Source organism: Azospirillum fermentarium (assembly GCF_025961205.1).
Lineage (GTDB): Bacteria > Pseudomonadota > Alphaproteobacteria > Azospirillales > Azospirillaceae > Azospirillum > Azospirillum fermentarium.
The window spans coordinates 517,736-537,113 of the sequence record NZ_JAOQNH010000003.1 but is presented as its reverse complement, the minus strand read 5'-3'; the positions used below and the strand labels follow the sequence as shown (position 1 = coordinate 537,113).

Annotated in this window: 13 protein-coding genes; 9 read left to right on the top strand and 4 right to left on the bottom strand. The window is 67.9% G+C overall.

Going from position 1 to position 19,378, the window contains the following annotated elements; all coding sequences use genetic code 11:
* The first annotated feature begins 877 nt into the window (after positions 1–877).
* A complete protein-coding gene (locus tag M2352_RS22645; RefSeq protein WP_264666799.1) occupies positions 878–2,749 on the top strand; it encodes a flagellin N-terminal helical domain-containing protein in 1,872 nt (623 codons plus the stop codon).
* Positions 2,750–3,023: 274 nt separating this feature from the next.
* Here the strand turns inward: M2352_RS22645 and M2352_RS22640 are convergent, their stop codons facing one another.
* Positions 3,024–5,369: a hypothetical protein gene (locus M2352_RS22640; RefSeq protein ID WP_264666798.1), complete on the bottom strand. Its 2,346-nt coding sequence runs from the start codon at positions 5,367–5,369 to the stop codon at positions 3,024–3,026.
* 169 nt (positions 5,370–5,538) lie between these two features.
* Between M2352_RS22640 and M2352_RS22635 the strand changes: the two genes are divergently transcribed.
* The gene (locus tag M2352_RS22635; protein ID WP_264666797.1) at positions 5,539–6,513 is read left to right on the top strand and encodes an alpha/beta hydrolase family protein; all 975 of its coding nucleotides are present in this window, start codon (positions 5,539–5,541) and stop codon (positions 6,511–6,513) included.
* 124 nt (positions 6,514–6,637) lie between these two features.
* Here M2352_RS22635 and M2352_RS22630 read toward each other — a convergent pair whose 3' ends face one another.
* A complete protein-coding gene (locus tag M2352_RS22630) occupies positions 6,638–7,258 on the bottom strand; it encodes a ParA family protein (RefSeq protein ID WP_264666796.1) in 621 nt (206 codons plus the stop codon).
* A gap of 11 nt (positions 7,259–7,269) precedes the next feature.
* Entirely contained in the window at positions 7,270–8,871 is a 1,602-nt protein-coding gene (locus M2352_RS22625; protein WP_264666795.1) for a CYTH and CHAD domain-containing protein, read from the bottom strand.
* Positions 8,872–9,083: 212 nt separating this feature from the next.
* Here M2352_RS22625 and M2352_RS22620 point away from each other — a divergent pair, with 212 nt between their 5' ends.
* Together M2352_RS22620 and M2352_RS22615 are read left to right on the top strand one after the other, a co-directional pair.
* A complete protein-coding gene (locus M2352_RS22620) occupies positions 9,084–11,969 on the top strand; it encodes a cache domain-containing protein (RefSeq protein WP_264666794.1) in 2,886 nt (961 codons plus the stop codon).
* A 2-nt stretch (positions 11,970–11,971) separates the two neighbouring features.
* Positions 11,972–12,697: a response regulator transcription factor gene (locus M2352_RS22615; protein WP_264666793.1), complete on the top strand. Its 726-nt coding sequence runs from the start codon at positions 11,972–11,974 to the stop codon at positions 12,695–12,697.
* Between the two features lie 7 nt (positions 12,698–12,704).
* Here the strand turns inward: M2352_RS22615 and M2352_RS22610 are convergent, their stop codons facing one another.
* Positions 12,705–13,769, bottom strand: a complete 1,065-nt coding sequence (locus tag M2352_RS22610; RefSeq protein ID WP_264666792.1) for an alpha/beta hydrolase — start codon at positions 13,767–13,769, stop codon at positions 12,705–12,707.
* An 83-nt stretch (positions 13,770–13,852) separates the two neighbouring features.
* Between M2352_RS22610 and M2352_RS22605 the strand changes: the two genes are divergently transcribed.
* From M2352_RS22605 to betC, 5 genes are all read left to right on the top strand, one after another.
* The gene (locus M2352_RS22605; protein WP_264666791.1) at positions 13,853–14,722 is read left to right on the top strand and encodes a helix-turn-helix domain-containing protein; all 870 of its coding nucleotides are present in this window, start codon (positions 13,853–13,855) and stop codon (positions 14,720–14,722) included.
* A gap of 208 nt (positions 14,723–14,930) precedes the next feature.
* Entirely contained in the window at positions 14,931–15,932 is a 1,002-nt protein-coding gene (gene tauA / locus M2352_RS22600) for a taurine ABC transporter substrate-binding protein (RefSeq protein ID WP_264666790.1), read from the top strand.
* Positions 15,933–16,095: 163 nt separating this feature from the next.
* A complete protein-coding gene (locus M2352_RS22595; RefSeq protein ID WP_264666789.1) occupies positions 16,096–16,890 on the top strand; it encodes a taurine ABC transporter ATP-binding protein in 795 nt (264 codons plus the stop codon).
* Positions 16,887–17,738: an ABC transporter permease subunit gene (locus tag M2352_RS22590; RefSeq protein ID WP_264666788.1), complete on the top strand. Its 852-nt coding sequence runs from the start codon at positions 16,887–16,889 to the stop codon at positions 17,736–17,738. The genes M2352_RS22595 and M2352_RS22590 overlap by 4 nt, the downstream gene beginning before the upstream one ends.
* A gap of 59 nt (positions 17,739–17,797) precedes the next feature.
* Complete coding sequence (gene betC, locus M2352_RS22585; protein WP_264666787.1) at positions 17,798–19,363, top strand: choline-sulfatase; 1,566 nt, start codon at positions 17,798–17,800, stop codon at positions 19,361–19,363.
* Positions 19,364–19,378 lie beyond the last annotated feature (15 nt).

Here is a 19,378-nt window from a genome sequence, read left to right as displayed (position 1 = left end):
AACGGCATTTTATCTTTTGCAAGATTACCGGTAGAGAAAAATTAGTATGTGATAAAAATATCTTGTGCATATGAATTCCTGTTCGGCTTTGCAAAATGCAAAAAATTGCATTTTGCATCAATACACATAAATCTTCTTATTTATTTCTTTTTCGGAATAAAAATTTTCCGATGAAAACGCATTAACAATTTATTATCAATTGATAATTGCCTGACGATCTCTTTATTAGAAAGCAATTGAGCACGATCAGGCCGGCACAAGATGCTCTTTGCCGCAGGGGCCTGAAGGACCGTTGCAGCGAAATTTTCGTCCTCATACCCCTCTCGAAACGCTCTTTCCACAAGCTCATGGGCAACATATGGAAAAGTTTAGAGGCAAGACGATTCCCCGACCGGACAGGCTGTCGCACTGTTCCAGTCAAGAGAGCATGGCCGAACGCTACGGTGAAGCTCGGGCCAAGAAACAGGGTGGCTTGGCAATGGCGACCCCATAAACCAAGGCACCACCCCGGCAGGGGCCTGCCATACCAAGTAAAATATCAATCATGTTTTTGATATTAAAGACAAAATATATCATTATATCCATATTATTGGCGAAACACGCCCGAACAAATCACCTGATGCGATGAGAAATTTTTGATCACTTTTTGCGAATAGTGAAATTTCGTCATGACTATGATGCGCGATAATTTCTTTTTAGCGGTCTCCAAAGGAAATTTCATATTTAATATATAAATATTCCATGTTTTTACCTTTTTGCGCGAAAAACATTCGTTCTTGGTACGAAGTTTGCGGGTGCAGCAGCGGAGGGATCTTTACCCCCTCCACCCGACCGGCAAAGCCGGGATCGGTCTATCTTTCCAAAGGGGAAAAGAAACATGGCAAGCACACCGGTCAGCCTTTCCGCCTCGATGCGGACGAACCTGCTGCAGCTGCAATCCGTAAACGATCAGATTTCGAAGAAGCAGAACATCCTTTCCACCGGCAACAAGGTCAACTCGGCCCTCGACGGCCCGACCGCGTTCTTCGCGGCAAAGAACCTGAGCCAGCGTGCCGGTGACCTGTCCTCGCTCAAGGATGCGATGGGGCAGGCGGTCAGCACCATCAAAACGGCCGACAAGGGCATCACGGCCATCAACGACATGCTCGATCAGGCCCGCGGCCTGACGACCGCCGCCTATGCCGCCCTGGGCACCGATGCGTCGTCGGTCTCGACCCGCGCGTCGCTGGCCAAGCAGTTCAACTCCCTGAAGGCGCAGATCGACAAGCTGGCCGGCGACAGCAGCTACGGCGGCAAGAACCTGCTGGCCGGCAACGGCATGTCGCTGGACAGCACCAGCGCATCGCGCGCCACCACCAATTCCATGATCGGCGTGGACAACTCCCGCGTCACCAACGTCACCGCCACCGACACCTACGCGGTGCGCGTGAAGGGGACGGGTGCCGTCACCGGTGCCTCGGGCGACATCAACTCCGCCGAACAGGCCCACGGCCTGACGAACCTGAACGTCACCGGTACCATCAGCGGCACCAAGGGCAATTTCAGCGACGTCTCGATCGAAGTGCGCGGCGCCACGGGCCGCGACCGCACCTTCATCGTGTCGGACGGCTCCGAATCCCGCACCATCTCCTACTTCGACAACAGCCAGACGACATCGGCCACCACCACCACGGCGGCCAAGACCGGCACGGCGCAGGTGACCAACGTCGCCGTTGGCGGCACCATCGAAGAGGGCGACACCTTCTCCATCACGGTGGAAGGCCAGACCTTCAGCTACGCCGCCACCGCTTCCGACGTGGCCATGGGCCAGGACGGCCGCAAGAACGTCGCCACCAAGCTGATGCAGTCGATCAGCGCCGCCCTGGCCGGCAACGGCCGTCTGGTCGGCAACTCGGTCGATATCGCCAGCGTGTCGGTGGACAACAACGGCACCATCACCCTGACCGGCAAGACCGACGCCCTGGTGTCGCGCGACATGTCGGTGAGCGCCCAGGCCGAGAACGCGGCCACCAAGCGCATCTCCGAAAGCTTCGCGTCGGGCACGGTGGTGTCGTTCACCGTTGACCGCAAACTGCTGGAAGCCGCCGCCAACTCCGGCAACGGCACCTCCACCATCGAAAAGAAGGTGGACCTGCAGGTGAGCGCCACCAATCTGGCCGGCAACACCATCACCCGCGACGGCATGGCCGCCCGCGGTGAAGGCAAGCTTGCCAACGGTGAAAACTCCTTCGCGTTCGACACCGGCACGGTCCGCATGGACCTTGACCAGAAGACGCTGAAGCAGGCCGCCGCGGCCAGCCAGGCCGCCAATCTGGTCACGGTGCAGACCACCGAAGCCAACACCAAGAACGATCTGAGCGTTCAGCTCAACGAGACGAACACCAACTCGATCGCGGTGCAGAGCCAGAACCTGACCACCAGCGGCCAGGGGCTGCAGGTGGACTATGCCCAGAACGGCTGGACCGACCGTTCGGACATCGACAAGGCGGTGGCCGGTCTGGATCACGCCACCGATTACCTGCGCTCCGCCTCGCAGAGCCTGTCCACAAACCTCAGCATCATCACGACGCGCGAAAACTTCACCAAGGATTTCGGCGATGTGCTGACGGAAGGGGCCAACAAGCTGACCCTGGCCGACCAGAACGAGGAAGGCGCTGGCTTGCTCATGCTGCAAACCCGTCAGCAGCTGGGCACCATCGCTCTCAGCCTCGCCAACCAGTCGCAGCAGTCGATCCTGCGCCTGTTCTAAGCCGGCCAGGACGGCCAGACAGCGGTCTTTCAGGCGGTGCGCCACATTTACGGGCGCACCGTCTTTTGCGGATACCGTCCATGCCCCTGAAATTTGTTCTTCGGCCCAACGAAAAGGTCATCATCAACGGCGCCGTGATCAGGGCCGGTGACCGACCGGCGCCTCTTCCACGTCCCGTCCACGGATGGCGCGATGCCGGCGGACCCTCTGGCTTCCACGGTGACGGCACCGCCCTGATCCCCGCAGCGCCACCGGGGGCGGGATCCGCCGTTCCTCAGATCGACTTCTTCCGCCGCCGCCGTCCGCCGCCGGCATCGCCACCGCGTTCGGAAGAACCGTCATCCCCGCCGTCCGCCCCCTGCGCGCCCAGAATGCCCCGCAGAGCCGCCAGGGTGCGGGCGTAGGATTCCGCATCGGGCCGCGCGTTGGCGGCAGCGGGCGGCACCGGCTCGCTCTTCGCCATCGGAGCCGGCGGAAGGGGGGGGAGCTCCTCTTCCGGCACCGCATGCGCGGACGTCACGTTTTCATTCGTGATATCGAAGGGTGCCGGGTCATCCCACAGGTAGGACGGCGGCTCGTCCTCATCCTCGCCATCGTGGGAACGGGCGAACAGAATGTCGGGATCGCGGATGGCGAAACGCCCGAAATCCGCCGGGGCCGCCTCCTCTTCCGGTTCCGCATCCTCCGGCGGGCCGTCATCCTCCCTGTGGAAGGACGGTTTGTCCGGCGGCTCATGCCCACGCCCGCGGTTGGTGAAGGAGAGGATATCCTCCATGGGAATATCCTCGTGGGCCACCGGCACGCCGTCCGGCACGGCCCCAGACGCCGGCTCCGCGGGATGGTGGGGGTGCTCCTTTTCTTCCTGCAGCCGGTTGAACAGGATGCGGCGGAAATCATCGTCCACCGGTTCCGCCGCGGGGGACGGTTCCTCCTCGGCGAAAGCCTCCAGATCCAGGATATCATCGTCGTCCCAGCCGGCCTTCCCTTTCGGAACGGGCGGCGGCGGGGGCGGGGGCGCGGGCGCCGCCTCGTCCCCGGCAAGCAGGGCCTTCAGCGCGGCCAAACGCTGATCCAGGGTCTCGTCGGAAGGCTCGGGATCGTCCGGCGGCGGCGGTGGAGCGGCAAACGCCGGGGCGGCGGCCTTCGCCGGCGCCTCCGGGACCGGGGCGGGCGGCGGCGGTTCCGGCGGCACGTCGTGATGGGTATCCGCCCGGCGGCGGCGCAGACGGCTGAGGAACGATCCCTTGCGCCGCGGCGGCTCGTCCGGCGGTTCCGGCGTCTGGACCGGGGGTGCGGCCACCACCGGAGGCGGGGCGGCGGCAGGCGGGGCAGACGGTGCGGGCGCCCGGTCCAACCCGGCCTCCACCCAGAACGGCGGGCGGAAATCGGGGGGAATCACGCTGGCGATATCGGCGGCGGAGATGGAACGGTCGGCATCGCGCTCCGCCTTCTCCACCATGGCTTTCAGGGCCGACAGATCCTGGTCGGTGGCCGGATCGGGTGCGCGGGGCGGCACCCCGAACGCCGGTTCGGACAGATCCAGCGCCTCATCCCCGTCGTCCTCGCCGCGGTCATCCCGGTGATAGCCGAAATCGGGGCGGGCGGGCGGCGGCACCGGGCGGTCGTCCTCGCCGTCCGGCCCTTCGTCCTTGGCCGCCGACTGGATCATGGAGCGCAGGGCGGCCAGGGTGTCGGTCAGGTGAGCGGGCCGCGGCGCGTCCGCCACCGGCTCGTCGCCCATGTCCGCCATCCGGGCGTCCGCCGGCCCCGCCGCCACATCGTCCATGGCCGGATCGGTCAGAGCGAAGGCATCGTCATCATCATCGTCATCGGCCACCGCGTCCGCCACCGGCGCCGTATCGCCCTGGGGGCCGGGCGGGGGGGCGTCGCGGAACAGGGCGGGCAGCCAATCCTCGTCATCGTCCACGGCGGCCGTGGGGGCCACCGCAGCGGCGGGCGGCGGCGGAACCGGGGGGGACGGCGGAGCCGGGCGCGGGTCGTCGTCACCCATCAGGCGGGAGATGCGCTGCAGCTCCTTCAGGAAATCGTCGGGTTCGTCCTCGTCCTGGGACGGGGCCGGCTCCATCGGGGCGAACGGCGGCTGCAGGGCGTGCGGTTCCCGCGACGGCGGGATCACCGGCGCCCCTTCGTCCCCGTGCCCGTCGCCGTCCTCATCCTCCAGCCCGGCGGTCAGGCCGCGCAGGGCGGCCATCATGCTGCCCAGCGGCGGGGATTCCGGGTCCGGCGGGGGCGGCGGCTCAGGGGCTTTCGGCGCAGGGCGGTGCGGGGTCCGGCGGTCCTCCCCGGCGTCTCCTGTGTCGTGGGCGGCGTCCACCAGCCCGCGCAGGGCGGCCAGGGTGGAATGAAAACGGTCCTCCACCTCCGCGGTGGCGGCCTTGTCCACCATGGTCTCCAGCACCGGCCCGTCGGGCGTGGGCAGGGGCCGGCTTTCCACATCGCGGGAGTTGCATTTGGAGCAGCGGAAATGCGGCGCCAGCGACAGCACCGGATAGCCCGGGCCGAACCGCCGTTCCAGATCCGCGCGCGGCAGCGTTCCTTCGTGGCCGCAGGCGCGGCAACGCATCATCACATCGACATCAATGTCGCGAAGGAACAGCATGCGGGACATGGCGCCAGTATAGCGAGCCGCCCGTCCTTGCCCAGCACTATCCGGTGCCCGCGGTTCGCCCCGGTGCCGCGCTCCGTCCATCCGCCGGATATCCGTCGTGCGCTCGCCCATGTCCTGTTAAGTAGGGGGCGGAAACGGCGGTGAAAAGAGGGGGACGGCCATGGATAGGCGGCGGGCGGTGGCGGTGCTGATGGCGCTGATGGCCGGCACCGGCGGGGCGGCGGCGCAATCGCTGCCCGACGATACCCTGTTCGATCCGGCGCAGGTGGTGGCCGGCATCACCCTGTCCCGCACCCGGTGCAGGGCGCTGGAGGAGCGGCACACCGCCGTCTGGGTGGCCGCCGCGGGAACCGCGGCCTGCCTGCGCTATTACGCCGCCGGGCTGGCGGTGGAGGGGGGCAACCCGGTGGCCGCCCTGTGGCTGCACGGCGACATCATGGGCCCCAACCCCAAGCAGGCGGACAAGCACCAGCGCGGCCTGGGGCCGGCGGCGATGATCGAGCAGGAACGGCGGCTGGCGGACCGTTACGGCGTCCCCTTCGTGTTCCTGGGCCGTCCCGGCAGCTACGGCAGCGCCGGGCGCCACTACACCGACCGTCACCGTCCGCGTGAAGCCGCCCTGATCGATGCCGCCATGGACACCCTGACCAAACGCTACCGCGTCGGCGCCTGGGCGATGGGCGGGCACAGCGGCGGCGGCACGCTGGCGGCGGAGATGCTGGCCCGCCGCACCGACATCCGCTGCGCCGTGATCTCGTCGGGGGCCGCCGCCTTCCGCGCCTATCTGGAAGCCCGTGGGCTGACCACGGCGCTGGCGAAACCGGCGGAGTGGTTCGACCCGGCCGCCTCGCTGGATGCCGTGCCCGCCGATTCCCGCCGCCGGGTGATCGTGATGGGCGACCCGCGGGATTCCAACGTGCCCTTCACCACCCAGACCCTGTACGCCGAGGGGCTGCGCGCCCGCGGCCACGACGTCACCCTGATACCGCTGGAACGGGCCGCCGACCCCCGCCATCACGGTCTGGTGGATTGGGCGGAGGCCGCCACCGGCCTGTGCGCCCACGGGGAATCCCCCGCCGCCATCGCCGCGGCATTGGCGGCCATGCCCGACCCGCCGCCGCGGATCAGCAATTGATACCGGCACGCCAATGAATTGGCGTGCCGTATTGCGTTCAAACGCCACGCAGGCTTTTCCGCGCCATGTGGCGCGCCGCCGCAGTCGCGGCGGCCGGCGAACACGTTCGCCGGTATCTGCCCCCTCAGCCCTGAAGATAGGCCAGCAGCGGCTCCCAGTCGGCGCGGTGTTCGGCGGCGCGCTTGCCGCCCAGATCGAACAGGGTCAGCCCGGTGGCCGCCGCGTCGGGGTAGATCTGGCTGTCGCGCAGGCGGGTCACCACCATGTGCCCCACCCCGCCCAGGAAGGCGTCGAGCCGTTCCGCCGATTTGGTCCGCGCCTTCAGCCGGTTGCCCACCACCGCCACCGGCTTCTTGTTGCGGGCGATGGGCTTCAGCTCCTCCAGCTTTTTCAGAAAGCGCTGGGTCGCCTGCTCGTCGAAGGCACCGGGCAGCACCGGCAGCACCACCATGTCGGCCAGCCGCACAAGGTCTTCGATCTGCCTGGTCTTCAGCGCCGCGGGCGCGTCGATGACCAGCCAGTGGGTGCTCTTGGGTGCCCCGTCGATGTCCTTGGTCCAGTCCAGCCCCACCAGCGGGGCGGCGGTGGCCGGGCGGCGGTCCAGCCAGCCCAGGGACGATTTCTGCCGGTCCACGTCGGCCAGTACCGTGGTGTGGCCGGCCTTGGCAAAGGCGGCGGCAAGGTGCGTGGCGATGGTGGTCTTGCCGCACCCGCCCTTGATGTTGGCGACCAGAACGGATTTCATGGGGGACGAGCCTACGCCAGCCGGGCGGCTTTTGACCAGAAGGGTTTTGCTGCGTCAAAACGCTCCCACGCGTCGCACAACTGCGGTTCCAGCGCCACCGTGCCGCGGGCCAGCCAGCCGATGACCACGCCCGCGGCCCGCGCCTCGCCCACCGACGGAGCGGTGCCGTCGGCGTGCAGTGCGTGCAGCAGCCGGGTGGCCGTCGCCACGTCGTTCAGATGGCCCAGCAGATCCTGGAAATGCCCCAGAAGCTCGATGTAGCGGCGCACCGGCTTGTCGTCGTAGAGGCCGCGGAAGAAATCGGCGGTGTAGCGCAGTTTCTTCATGGCGATGCGCAACTGGTGGCGGTCGGCGATGGACAGATCCTCGAACCCCTCCCCGCGCTTGCGCACCTTGCGGTAACGCTTGGCCAGCAGGCTGTCGGCCAGATGGCCGATGGGTTCCAGCAGGCGGATGGACTCCTCGCTGACCGGCTGCGCCCGCCAGCCGCGGGAATCGAGCCATTCCGCCACCTGGAGCGTGAACAGGCCGTAGCGCGCCGACGACAGCGCCGTCCGCACCTCCCCATACGCCTGGGCGCGGCCCTTTTCCACCGCCGCTTCCAGGGTTTCCAGATCCTGCGGGATCTCGCCGCCGTGCTCGCCGGACCCGGCGAACCCCTCCTTCACCGGGGCCAGAAGCTCGGTCAGGAACACGTCCCAGTCGCGGGCGGGGCCGAAGGTCGCGGCCAGCCACTTCACCTCCCCCTCCAGCCACGTGATCTGATCGGGGGGCAGGAAGGGTTTGAACACCACCAGGGCGGAGCGCAGGCGACGCAGCGCCACGCGGGCCTGATGCACCCCTTCGGGGTCGTTGCCGGCCAGCGCGCAAGCCTCGTTGGCGCCAAGCTGTTCCAGGCAGTTGCGCACCACGCGGCACAGCGCCCCCTCCACCGTGCAGGCGGGGTCGATTTCGACGCGGGCGGCCTTCACCGCCCCGCCCAGCGTGCCGTCGGCCAGGGCATAGCCGCGGGCGGCCTTGGTCCGCCGTTCCACCCGCACCGGGGCCACGGCGGCCAGTTCGCGGGCCAGGGTGAACAGGGCGCGCGGGTCGCCGTGCTTCAGCTCCAGTTCGATTTCCGCCACCGGGTGGGTCTGGCCCGTGGGTGCCCGCACCTCCCCCTCGTCGAACGCCACCTCGATGGACGTGTCGCCGTGGGTGATGATGCGCAGACTGCGGTGGATGTGGGTTTCGAACACCGGAGCCAGCACCGTCAGGTCGATGCCGTCCAGATGGGCCAGCGCCGTCTCGTCGGTGATGAGCGTCAGGTCGGGGGCCGGTCCCGGCACCACCCATTCCCATTCCCCGCGCGACAGGCCGGCGCCGTCGCTGTCGGGGGCGGATTTCAGGGTCTGGACGAAGCGGTCATCCTCCCGCCGCACGCGGAAGCTCAGCAGGCGCGCCGACAGGTCGCGGTCGGGGGTGTCGTAATAGGTGGCTTCCAGCGTGCGGGAGGTGGCCCGTCCCTTCCCCCGCCCGCTGACCGCGGGCGCGGTGCGCAACGTCTCCAGATCCTGAGGCCGCACGGCCAGCTTGAGTTCGGTTTCGCGGTTGCTGCTGTCGGCGTCGGCCATGATCCGGTCTGCACCCCCATTCGCTGCCGGCGGGTCCGGCATACCTCATGTGGTGAACCGTACATCGGGCGCAATATCCCGCCTAGCGCACAAAGATGGAGTTTTTGTTACACATTGATGACGCAGGCGCAGGGCTGCGAAGGGGAAGGCTTGACCCCACCCCCGCCCCTGCCCCAATAAGCCCCCGCAAAAGGTGACGGAGGACGCGGGCAATGTACCGTTCCAAACTGTTTTTCCGCCTGTTCTCCATGCTGACGCTGGTGGTGGCGCTGTTCTCGTCGGCCATCTATTTGTTCTCCGTCCCGCTGATCAAGGAGGCGGCGTACGAGATCGAACTGAACGCCAGCCGCACCATCCTGGACAACGTGTTCGAGCTGGCCAGCAAGATTCACGTCAACCTGGAAACCCACCGCAAGCTGGCGCTGGACTGGCACAAGCGGCAGCTCCGCAACATCCTGGATCTCGTCACCTCCTACATCGACTACATCGAATCCCGCGCCGAACGGGGGGAGATCACGCCGGAAGAGGCGCGGCGGATGATCTTCGAGGGTCTGCGCACCTTCAAATACGGCAACAGCGATTACATCTGGGTCACCGATTACAATTCGGTCCTGCTGTCCCACCCCGACCCGGCGTTCCAGGGCCGCGATGTGTCTGAGATCCTCGACCACAACGGCCAGCGGCTGCTGGCCCGCATCGTGGACATCGCCCGGAGCCAGGGGGACGGCTGGTACACCTACCCCTGGTCCAACCCGCGGCGCGGCGAGGGCAACGGGGAAAAGGTGTCGTATTTCAAGAATTTCCCCAAGCTGGGCGTGGTGATCGGCACCGGCGTCTATCTGGACGACATCGACGAGGAGGTGACGCGGCGCAAGGAGGAGGCGATCCGCGACCTGCGTCAGGCGCTGCGCAACATCCGCATCGCCAAGACCGGCTATGTCTATATCTTCGACTCCTCCAACCGGATGCTGATCCACCCCAACGCCAACATCGAGGAACGGGACTTCGCCGCCCTGAAGAATCCCGCCACCGGGCGCCCGATCAACGAGGAATTGAAGGAATCCATCGGCACCGACAAGCCGGTGTTCTACATGTGGGACAAACCCAGCGACCCCAACAACTACGCCTATGAAAAGATCTCGTGGGTGCGGCACTTCGACGGCTTCGACTGGTACATCGCCTCCTCGGTCTATGTGGAGGAGCTGCGGCGCAGTTCCGAGACGCTGGCCAACCGCATCCTGTTCATCGCCGTGGCGGTGATGGTGCTGGCGGTCAGCCTGGGGTACTGGGCGGCGCGGCGGCTGGTGGATCCGCTGAACCGGCTGGCCGACACCGCCCGGCGGGTGCGCGGCGGCGATCTGGAGGCCCAGAGCGGCGTGGTGCGCGACGACGAGATCGGCACGCTGGCCACCACCTTCGACGACATGATCCGGCGGCTGCGCGACAACATCGCCTCGCTCGACAGCCGGGTGCGGGCGCGCACGGCGGACCTGGAAGACTCCAACCGCCGGCTGCAGGACGCGGTGCAGGCACAGATGCGCGCCCAGGGCGAACTGGCGGAGATCGAGGGGCGCCAGCGGCTGATCCTGGACGCCATTCCGGCCAGCGTGGCCTATCTCGACCGCGAACGGCGGCTGCGCTTCGTCAACCGGCAATGGGCGACCCTCACCGGCCAGCCCAAGACCGCGCAGTTGGGCCGCCGCCTTGCCTCCGTTCTCGGCACCGCCGTCTATTGCCCCATCGCCGAGCAGGTGGAGGCCGCCTACCGCGGTGCGGACATCAGCTTCGAGCACCTGTTCCAGCCCGGCCCCGGCGAATCGGTGGTGGCCAAGGTTACCCTGATCCCCGAGCACGGGCCGGGGGGGCGGACCATCGGCCTGTTCGTCCTGGCCATCGACCGCACGGCGGAAAAGGAGACCGAACGGCAGTTGATGGAGGTGCAGCGGCTGAAGGCGGTGGGGCAGTTGGCCGGCGGGCTGGCCCACGACTTCAACAACCTTTTGTCGGTGATCCTGGGCAACCTGTCGGCGGCGCAGGAAAAGTTTGCGGGCGTGGAGGGGCTGGACACCTATCTCGAACCCGCGGCCCGCGCCGGGCGGCGGGGCGCCGACATCACCAGCCGCCTGCTGGCCTTCGCCCGCCGGCAGCCGCTGCGCCCCATCGCGGTGGAGGTGTGTGCGGTGATCCGTGACATGGCGGTGCTGCTGAACCGCTCGTTCCCGGCGTCCATTTCGATCATCGTGCCGCCCGAGGATCAGCGCTGCTGGATCCTGGCCGACCCCAACCAGCTGGAAAACGCGCTCATCAATCTGGCGTTCAACGCCCGCGACGCCATGGCCCGCGGCGGCATCCTGCGCATCGACGTCACCCCCCGCGACGTGACGGCCCCGCTCGCCTATGACGAGGCGGTGGCCCCCGGCGCATACGCCGAGGTGCGGGTGGAGGACACCGGCAGCGGTTTCGCCGCCGACGCCCTGCCCCGCGCGTTCGAGCCGTTCTTCACCACCAAGGACCACGGGTCGGGGCTGGGTCTGTCCATGGTCTACGGCTTCGTCAAGCAGTCGGGCGGTTACATCCGCCTGGACAGCGAGCCGGGGGCGGGATCGCGGGTGCTGCTGCTGCTGCCGCGCACCGAACAGCCCGCCGATCATGCCCTGGCCCTGCCCCGCCCGTCCCCCGGCGCGGCGATCCAGCCCGGCGAACTGGCCCTGCTGGTGGAGGACGACGCCGACGTGCGCCAGGTGGTGCGCGGCCATCTGATGGGGCTGGGCTATGCCGTGCTGGAGGCGGCGAGCGCGGGCGAGGCGCTCGATCTGGTGGAGGCGGTGGAGGGGATCTCGCTGGTGCTGTCCGACGTGGTGATGCCGGGGCCGCTCAACGGGGTCGAACTGGCCCGCCGGGTGCGCGACGCCCACCCGGCGATCCAGGTGGTGCTGATGAGCGGCCTGCCGGTGGACGAGGACGGCCACGGCGGGGTGCCGGTGCTGCAAAAGCCGTTCAGCCGGCAGGTGCTGATTGAGACGTTGCGTCCGATGCCCCATACTCCCGCCCAGGAAGCGCCCAGAACAACCGACTGCAAGATCGGGACGGACCCTTGAACGTGAAAAAGCTGGTGTATCTGGTCGATGACGAGGCGGACATCCGCACGCTCGTCTGTGCCACGCTGCAGGATTACGGGTTCCACACCGTGGCGTTCGGCAACGGGCGCGACGTGCGCAACGCCATCCGCCGCCAGCCCCCCGACCTGTGCATCGTCGATCTGGGCCTGCCCGACATGGACGGGCTGTCGCTGGTGCGGGAATTGTGGGAGGACGTGCGCTTCGGCGTGGTGATCCTGTCGGGGCGCGGCGCCCTGTCGGACAAGGTGCTGGGGCTGGAACTGGGGGCCGACGACTACATCGCCAAGCCGTTCGAGCCGCGGGAGCTGGTGGCGCGGGTCAAGACGGTGATCCGGCGGCGCGACCAGTTGCTGTCCACCCCGGCGGCGGGGGCGGCGGCGGTGGCGCGCTTCGCCGGCTGGGCCTTCGACCTGGGCAACCTGTCTTTGACCGACGCCGCGGGCCGCCAGGAAACCCTGAGTGCGGCGGAAGCCGGGCTGCTGCTGATGCTGCTGAAGGCGCCCAAGCGGGTGCTGTCGCGCGAACAGCTTCAGACCGCCCAGGACGACCGCGACGACGGCCCCTTCGACCGCAGCATCGACGTGCGCATCTCCCGCATCCGTAAGAAGATCGAGAGCGACCCGCGCCACCCCCAGCTCATCAAGACCGTCTATGGCGCCGGATACCTGTTCGCCGGCGACGTGGAATGGTCGCGCCCGCCGGGGTGAGACGGCCTTACCGCAGGGCGTCCACCTCCGTTCCCCCGATGGCCGGGAAGCCCCCCGCCTCCCCTGCCGCCCAGCGGATGGCGGCGGCGATGCGGTCCAGCGCCTCCCGGCTTTCGGGCAGGCGGCCGCCGTGGCTGTGGAACTCGTGGGTCATGTGCTCCCACACGTCCAGCCGCACCCGCGCGCCCTGCCCCGCGGCGGCGCGGGCGAAATCGCGGATCATGTCCACCAGGATCTCCTTCCCCCCGGCCTGGAGGTAGAGCGGGGCGGTATCGCGGAAATCCTGATGGATCGGCGACAGCTCCGCGTCGCTGAAACCGCCGTCCCCCTTCAGCCACGCCGCGAATTGCAGCGTCATATAGCCCTGCACCAGATCATAGGGGTCGTTGCCGAACTGGCTGGCCCCGCGCCGCCCGGTGTCGGTCCATGGGCTGAGCGCGATGGCGATGGACGGCTGCGGCAGCCCCAGCCCGTTCAGCGCCGCGATGGTCATCAGCACCAGATGCCCGCCCGCGGAATCGCCGCACACCACCAGCGTTTCGGGTGTCACGCCCCGGTCCAGCAGGAAGCGGTAAGCGGCCACGGCATCCTCCGCCTGCGCCGGGTGGGGATGCTCCGGCGTCAGGCGGTAGTCGGGGGCGAAGACCGGCAGCCCCAGGTCCGCCGCCAGCATGGCGATGAACTGACGCGTCACCGCGGCGTAGAAGGTATAGCCGCCGCCATGGAAATAGAGCACCGTCCCCGGCCCCTTGCGCACGGGCGGCAGGAACCAGTGGCCGGGCGGCTCGCCGGGGCCGCTGGGGCGGATCTCCGTCGCCTGCGCCTCCTCCATCACCGGCAGCAGGCTGTCGAAATAGGCCCGGCCCTCGGCGATGCCGGGGCGGGACAGGGCGCGGTTGAACTGGGCGCGCCAGAACAGGTTGCCCGTCTCGAACAGGGCCGGCCATTCGGGGACCAGGGGCCGGCCCACGGCCCGGCGGGCCAGAACGCGGGCCGAGGTCAGGGCCAGGGTGACGGCGCTGCGGACTTTGTGGCGGAAACGTCCCTGAAGTATGGTGCGGGTCGCGGGCATGGCCGTTCTCGGTGATGGGATGGACGGCTCCCTGTTTGTCCCGGCGCCCGGCCCGCCGTATAGAACGGAAGCGACACCCGCCCATGCCTCCCATCCCCGCCCCCACCGCCCGCCTGCTGCTGCCGCGCCCGGCGCTGTCGGCCTGTGTCTTCGCCGGGGTGGAGCGCGACACCCGCGGCACGGCCCTGACCGACGCCCAGCGGTTCAACCATTACCCGGCCTCGCCCATGGCGGTGATCTCGTGGATCTTCCACGGCACCCTGCACATGGTGGAACAGGGCACGGCGGCCCCGGTGCTCGGCCCACCGCTGCCGCCGCTGATCCTGTCGGGGCCGCAGAACCGGCCCACCGCAAGCTGGTCGCCGGGGCCGGTTCACGCCCTGTCGGTGGGTTTCTGTCCCGAGGCGCTGCCCCGGCTGGCGGGGATTGGCGTCGAATCCGTCATGGACCGTCACACCGCCCTCGACACGGCGGTGTCCGGCCCGCTGCTGGACGCCTGCCGCGCGGTGCTGGAGAACGGTGATGCCGATCCCTTCACCACCCTGCAGGACCGGCTGGCGCCGCTGTGGTCCGGCCCGGAGGGGGAGGCGCGGCGCGTGCCGCGGCTGGGCGACTGGGTGCGGGCGCTGACGGTGCGGGCCGCCCTGTCCCCTGCCGGGCGCAGCGTGCGGCAGGTGCAGCGGCGCATCCGCGGCTGGACCGGCCAGAGCCACCGCGGCCTTCAGCGTTTCACCCAGGTGGAGGATGTGGGCGTGCGGGTGTGGTCGCACCACGGCCCGTCCCCGCCCGATCTGGCCGGGCTGGCGGACGATGCGGGCTTCGCCGACCAGTCACACATGGGCCGCGCCGTCCGCCGCGTCACCGGGCTGCCCCCCGGACGGCTGGAGGCGCTGATGCGCACCGACGAATCCTTCTGGTTCTACCGCTTGATGGGCGAACAATGGGAAGAATGACACAAACAACACAATGGAACGGGGTAGCTATCATATTTCACATTTTAGTGCGATCATATAAATCTATTTTTCTGTAGAGAATTGGGTTTTGCCGTTGCATCCTCCCCGCGGCCCGTCCTACAGTTTGGACGGGGCGTAGGAGCCGGCATGGCGCCGGCCGGTTTCAAGCGCCCCCCGAACGACCGCATTCGTCCAGGGGAAGACACCGATGAAGACGTTTTTGCACTCCCTCGCCCTGCTGGCGCTGACCGCGCTGACGCCTCTGACCGCCCATGCCGGCGGCAAGGTGGTGGTGGGCTATCAGACCGACGCCCTGCCCTCGTCCGTCGCCATCGCCAACGGCGATTTCGTCAAGACCACGGGGTACGAGATCGACTTCCGCCGCTTCAATTCGGGTGCGGACATCTTCACCGCCATCGCGTCGGGGGACGTGCAGATCGGCTATGTCGGGTCCAGCCCCTTCGCCGCCGCGGTCAGCCGCGGGCTGGATGTCAAGGCGTTCCACCTCGCCACCCTGTCGGGCACCGACGAGGCGCTGGTGGTGCGCAACGGCGCCGGCATCGACAAGCCGGCGGACCTGAAGGGCAAGCGGCTGGCCGCCGCCCCGGTGTCCACCGACCATTATCAATTGCTGGCCGTGCTGAAACAGGAAAAGCTGACCGAGCGTGACGCCCAGGTCTTCGCCATTCCCCAGCCCGACATCGTGGCCGCCTGGAACCGCGGCGATCTCGACGCCGCCTTCGTCTGGGATCCGGCGCTGACCGAATTGAAGAAGAACGGCACGGTGCTGCTGACCTCGCGCCAGGTGGCCGAGCGCGGCGCGCCGACCTTCACCGCCTGGGTCGCCACGGCCGGGTTCGCCAAGGACAACGCCGCATTCCTGAAAAGCTTCGCCGGGGTGATCGAAAAATACAGCGCCTCCTACCGCGGCGAGCCGGCGGCGTGGGGCGCCGACTCCCAGAACGCCAAGACGCTGGCCTCGCTTTTGGGCGGCACGCCGGCGGATCAGGCTGCGGCGCTGAAGAACCTGTCGCTGGTGCCGGCCAAGGAGCAGGCGTCGGCGGCGTGGCTGGGCGGCGGCGAGGCCGGCGGGGTCGCCAGGATCCTGAAGGAAACCGCCGAGTTCCTGAAAGAACAGAAGAAGGTGTCCACCGTCCTGCCCAGCTACGGCGGCTTCATTTCCGCCGAGTATGTGAAGGATCTGCCGTGATTTAGAGTCCTTCAGGTGCTTATTGAAGCACCTGAAGGACTCTAAGCTTTTGGTTTTCCCGTGTGATTCACGCTTCAAACGATTCCGTTTGAACCGATCACACTCTAGCTGGATCTCCCTCTTCCGCCCCGGGAGAGGAAGCCATGTGTGACAGGAGGGTTCCATGCTCCAGGTTCACAACGCCAGCGTCTTTTTCTCCGGCCGTGACGGCCGGGTGGTGCACGCCCTGGACCGTGCATCGCTGGACATCGGCGCCAACAGCATCGTTGTGGCCCTGGGCGCCTCCGGCTGTGGGAAATCCACGCTGCTGAACGCCATCGCCGGTTTCCTGCCCTTGTCCGAAGGGACGATCACGCTCGACGGGCAGCCGGTGGAGCGGCCCGGCGCCGACCGCGGCGTGGTGTTCCAGAAGGACACGCTGCTGCCGTGGAAAAGCGTGGCCGACAACGTGGCCCTGGGCCTCGATTTCGCCGGCATCGGCGCGCGGGAGCGGCGGGAGCGGGCGGAAACCCTGCTGCGGCTGGTGGGGCTGGACGGCTTTGCCGGCGCATCCCCCCACGAGTTGTCGGGCGGCATGCGCCAGCGGGTGGGCATCGCCCGCGCGCTGGCCACCGATCCCAAGATCCTGCTGATGGACGAGCCGTTCGGCGCGCTCGACAGCCTGACCCGCGAGCAGATGCAGGAATTGCTGATCGACGTGTGGGCGCGCACCGGCAAGCGCATCTTCTTCATCACCCATTCCATCGAAGAAGCACTGTTCCTCGGCACCACGGTGGTGGTGATGTCCCCGCGTCCGGGCCGCATCACCGCCCGGTTCGATCTGGATTTCGTCCACCGCTTCGCCGCCGAACGCGACGTGCGCGCCGTCCTGTCGGCGCCCGCGTTCACCGAGATCCACAACGAAATCCGCAACCTGATCCACCACACGCACCATGGCCGGGGGGAGACGCTGCAATGACCGATATCGCCCGCACCGACACCCCCGTGACGGTCCTCCCCGCCGTGCCCAAAACGGTGCGCCTGCACCCCTTCGGGCTGGACGGGGTGCGCACCGGCCCCATCAGCGCCATCGCCGCCGCTGTGCTGCTGGCCGCGTGGTTCCTGGTGTCCCATTACCGGCTGGTGCCGCCGCTGTTCCTGCCCGGCCCGGCGGAGGTGGCGTTCCAGTTCGGCGCCCTGATCGACGACGGCTATTCCGGCGCCACCTTGTGGGAGCACGTCTCGGCCAGCCTGCTGCGCATCCTGGGGGCGTCGGCCATCGCCGCCTCGCTGGGCATCCCGCTGGGGCTTGCCATGGGGCTGAACCGCTGGGCCAAGGGGGTGCTGGACGTTCCCATCGAATTCTACTGGCCGCTGCCGCCGCTGGCGTACCTGCCGCTGGTCATCATCTGGCTGGGCATCGGCGAGGCATCGAAGATCGTGCTGCTGACGCTGGCCATCGTCGCCCCCATCTGCCTGTCGGCCCAGGCCGGCGTGCGGGCGCTGCCCATCGAGCGGGTGCATGCCGCGCTCTCGCTGGGGGCCACCCGCTGGCAGATCTTCCGCGCCATCGTACTGCCGAGCGCGTTGCCGGAAATCCTGACCGGGGTGCGCATCGGCATCGCGGTGGGGTGGAGCACGCTGGTCGCCGCCGAACTGATCGCGGCCACCCGCGGCATCGGCTTCATGATTATGTCCGCGTCCCATTTCCTGGCGACCGACGTGGTGTTCGTCGGCATCGGCATCATCGCCGCCTGCGCCTTCGCCTTTTCCTACGCCATGCGCCTTCTGGAGCTGTGGCTGGTGCCGTGGAAGGGGAAAAGCTGACCGCTTTTCCCTGCCTCTCAACGGCACGGTCTCCCCCTCCCCCCTTGGAGTCCGTCCGCGTGACCCGTTCCCCCAACATCCTGTTCATCATGGCCGACCAGTTGGCGGCCCCGGCCCTGCCCTTCTACGGTCATCCGCTGGTCAAGGCGCCGCACCTGTCGCGGCTGGCGGCGGACGGCACGGTGTTCGAGAACGCCTATTGCGCTTACCCGCTCTGCGCGCCGTCGCGGTTCTCGCTGTTGTCGGGGCGGCTGCCCTCGGCCATCGGGGCCTACGACAACGCGGCGGAGTTCGCGTCCTCCGTACCGACCTTCGTGCATCACGCGCGCGCCGCCGGTTACCGCACCTGCCTGTCGGGCAAGATGCATTTCGTCGGCGCCGACCAGCTTCACGGGTTCGAGGAACGGTTGACCACCGACGTGTACCCCGCCGATTTCGGCTGGACGCCCGATTGGGAGAACGGGGTGCTGGCCTATGACTGGTCCCATCACATGGCCAGCGTGATCGAGGCCGGACCCTGCCACCGCAGCCTGCAGATCGACTTCGACGAGGAAACGGCCCATCAGGCGGTACAGAAGATCTACGACTACGGCCGCACCACCGACGACGGGCCGTTCTTCCTGACCGTCTCGTTCACCCACCCCCACGATCCCTTCAACTGCCTGCCGGAGCATTGGGATCTCTATGACCATGACGCCATCGATCCGCCCGCGGTGCCGCCCATCCCGGTGGATGAGCTGGACCCCCACAGCCGCCGCCTGCATGTCATGGACAGCCTGCACCGCTACGACCTGACCGACGAACGGGTGCGGACGGCGCGGCACGCCTATTACGGGTCGGTCAGCTATGTGGACGATCTGGTGGGCCGGCTGCTGACGGCGCTGGAGCGCGCCGGGCTGGCCGACGACACCATCGTGGTGTTCACCGGCGACCACGGCGAAATGCTGGGCGAGCGGGGCATGTGGTACAAGATGACCTTCTTCGAATGGTCGTCGCGGGTGCCGTTGGTGGTGCGCTTCCCACCCCGCCACGCCCCCGCCGGGTGGCGGCCGGGCCGGGTGGCGGTCCCCGTGTCGCACGTGGACCTGTTCCCCACCTTCCTCGCCCTGTTCGGCGAACGGGCACCGCCGCCGGTGGACCCGCTGGACGGCGCCAGCCTGCTGCCGCTTTTGACCGGGGACGATCCCGGGGACCGGGACGTCTTCGCCGAATATCTGGGCGAGGGCGTGCTGTCCCCCGCCTTCATGGTCCGGCGCGGGCGGTACAAATACATCGTCTGCGAAGACGACCCGCCCCAGCTTTTCGACCTCGCCACCGATCCGCACGAACGGGCCAACCGCGCCGGCGATCCGGCCCTGGCCGATGTGGAAGCCGCCCTGGCCGCGGCGATTGCCCGGCGGTGGGACGCGGCGGCGCTGAAACAGGCAGTGATCGACAGCCAGCGGCGGCGGCTGTTCGCCCATGGGGTGCTGCTGACCGGGCGGCACACGCCGTGGGATTACCAGCCCCACCGCACCGCCGCCACCGCCTATGTGCGCAATTTCGGCGTGGCCGAAGACACGCTGAAGGCCGTCGCCCGCCTGCCCCCGGTGGCCCCGGTGCCGCCGGATTTTCCCAACGCCTGACCAACCTCCAGAACA

Coding starts and splice junctions, on each gene's coding strand:
- M2352_RS22645 (WP_264666799.1), top strand. CDS start 878: ATGGCAAGCACACCGGTCAGCCTTTCCGCCTCGATGCGGACGAACCTG.
- M2352_RS22590 (WP_264666788.1), top strand. CDS start 16,887: ATGACCGATATCGCCCGCACCGACACCCCCGTGACGGTCCTCCCCGCC.
- tauA (WP_264666790.1), top strand. CDS start 14,931: ATGAAGACGTTTTTGCACTCCCTCGCCCTGCTGGCGCTGACCGCGCTG.
- M2352_RS22625 (WP_264666795.1), bottom strand. CDS start 8,871: ATGGCCGACGCCGACAGCAGCAACCGCGAAACCGAACTCAAGCTGGCC.
- M2352_RS22620 (WP_264666794.1), top strand. CDS start 9,084: ATGTACCGTTCCAAACTGTTTTTCCGCCTGTTCTCCATGCTGACGCTG.
- M2352_RS22595 (WP_264666789.1), top strand. CDS start 16,096: ATGCTCCAGGTTCACAACGCCAGCGTCTTTTTCTCCGGCCGTGACGGC.
- M2352_RS22635 (WP_264666797.1), top strand. CDS start 5,539: ATGGATAGGCGGCGGGCGGTGGCGGTGCTGATGGCGCTGATGGCCGGC.
- M2352_RS22610 (WP_264666792.1), bottom strand. CDS start 13,769: ATGCCCGCGACCCGCACCATACTTCAGGGACGTTTCCGCCACAAAGTC.
- M2352_RS22630 (WP_264666796.1), bottom strand. CDS start 7,258: ATGAAATCCGTTCTGGTCGCCAACATCAAGGGCGGGTGCGGCAAGACC.
- M2352_RS22640 (WP_264666798.1), bottom strand. CDS start 5,369: ATGCTGTTCCTTCGCGACATTGATGTCGATGTGATGATGCGTTGCCGC.
- M2352_RS22605 (WP_264666791.1), top strand. CDS start 13,853: ATGCCTCCCATCCCCGCCCCCACCGCCCGCCTGCTGCTGCCGCGCCCG.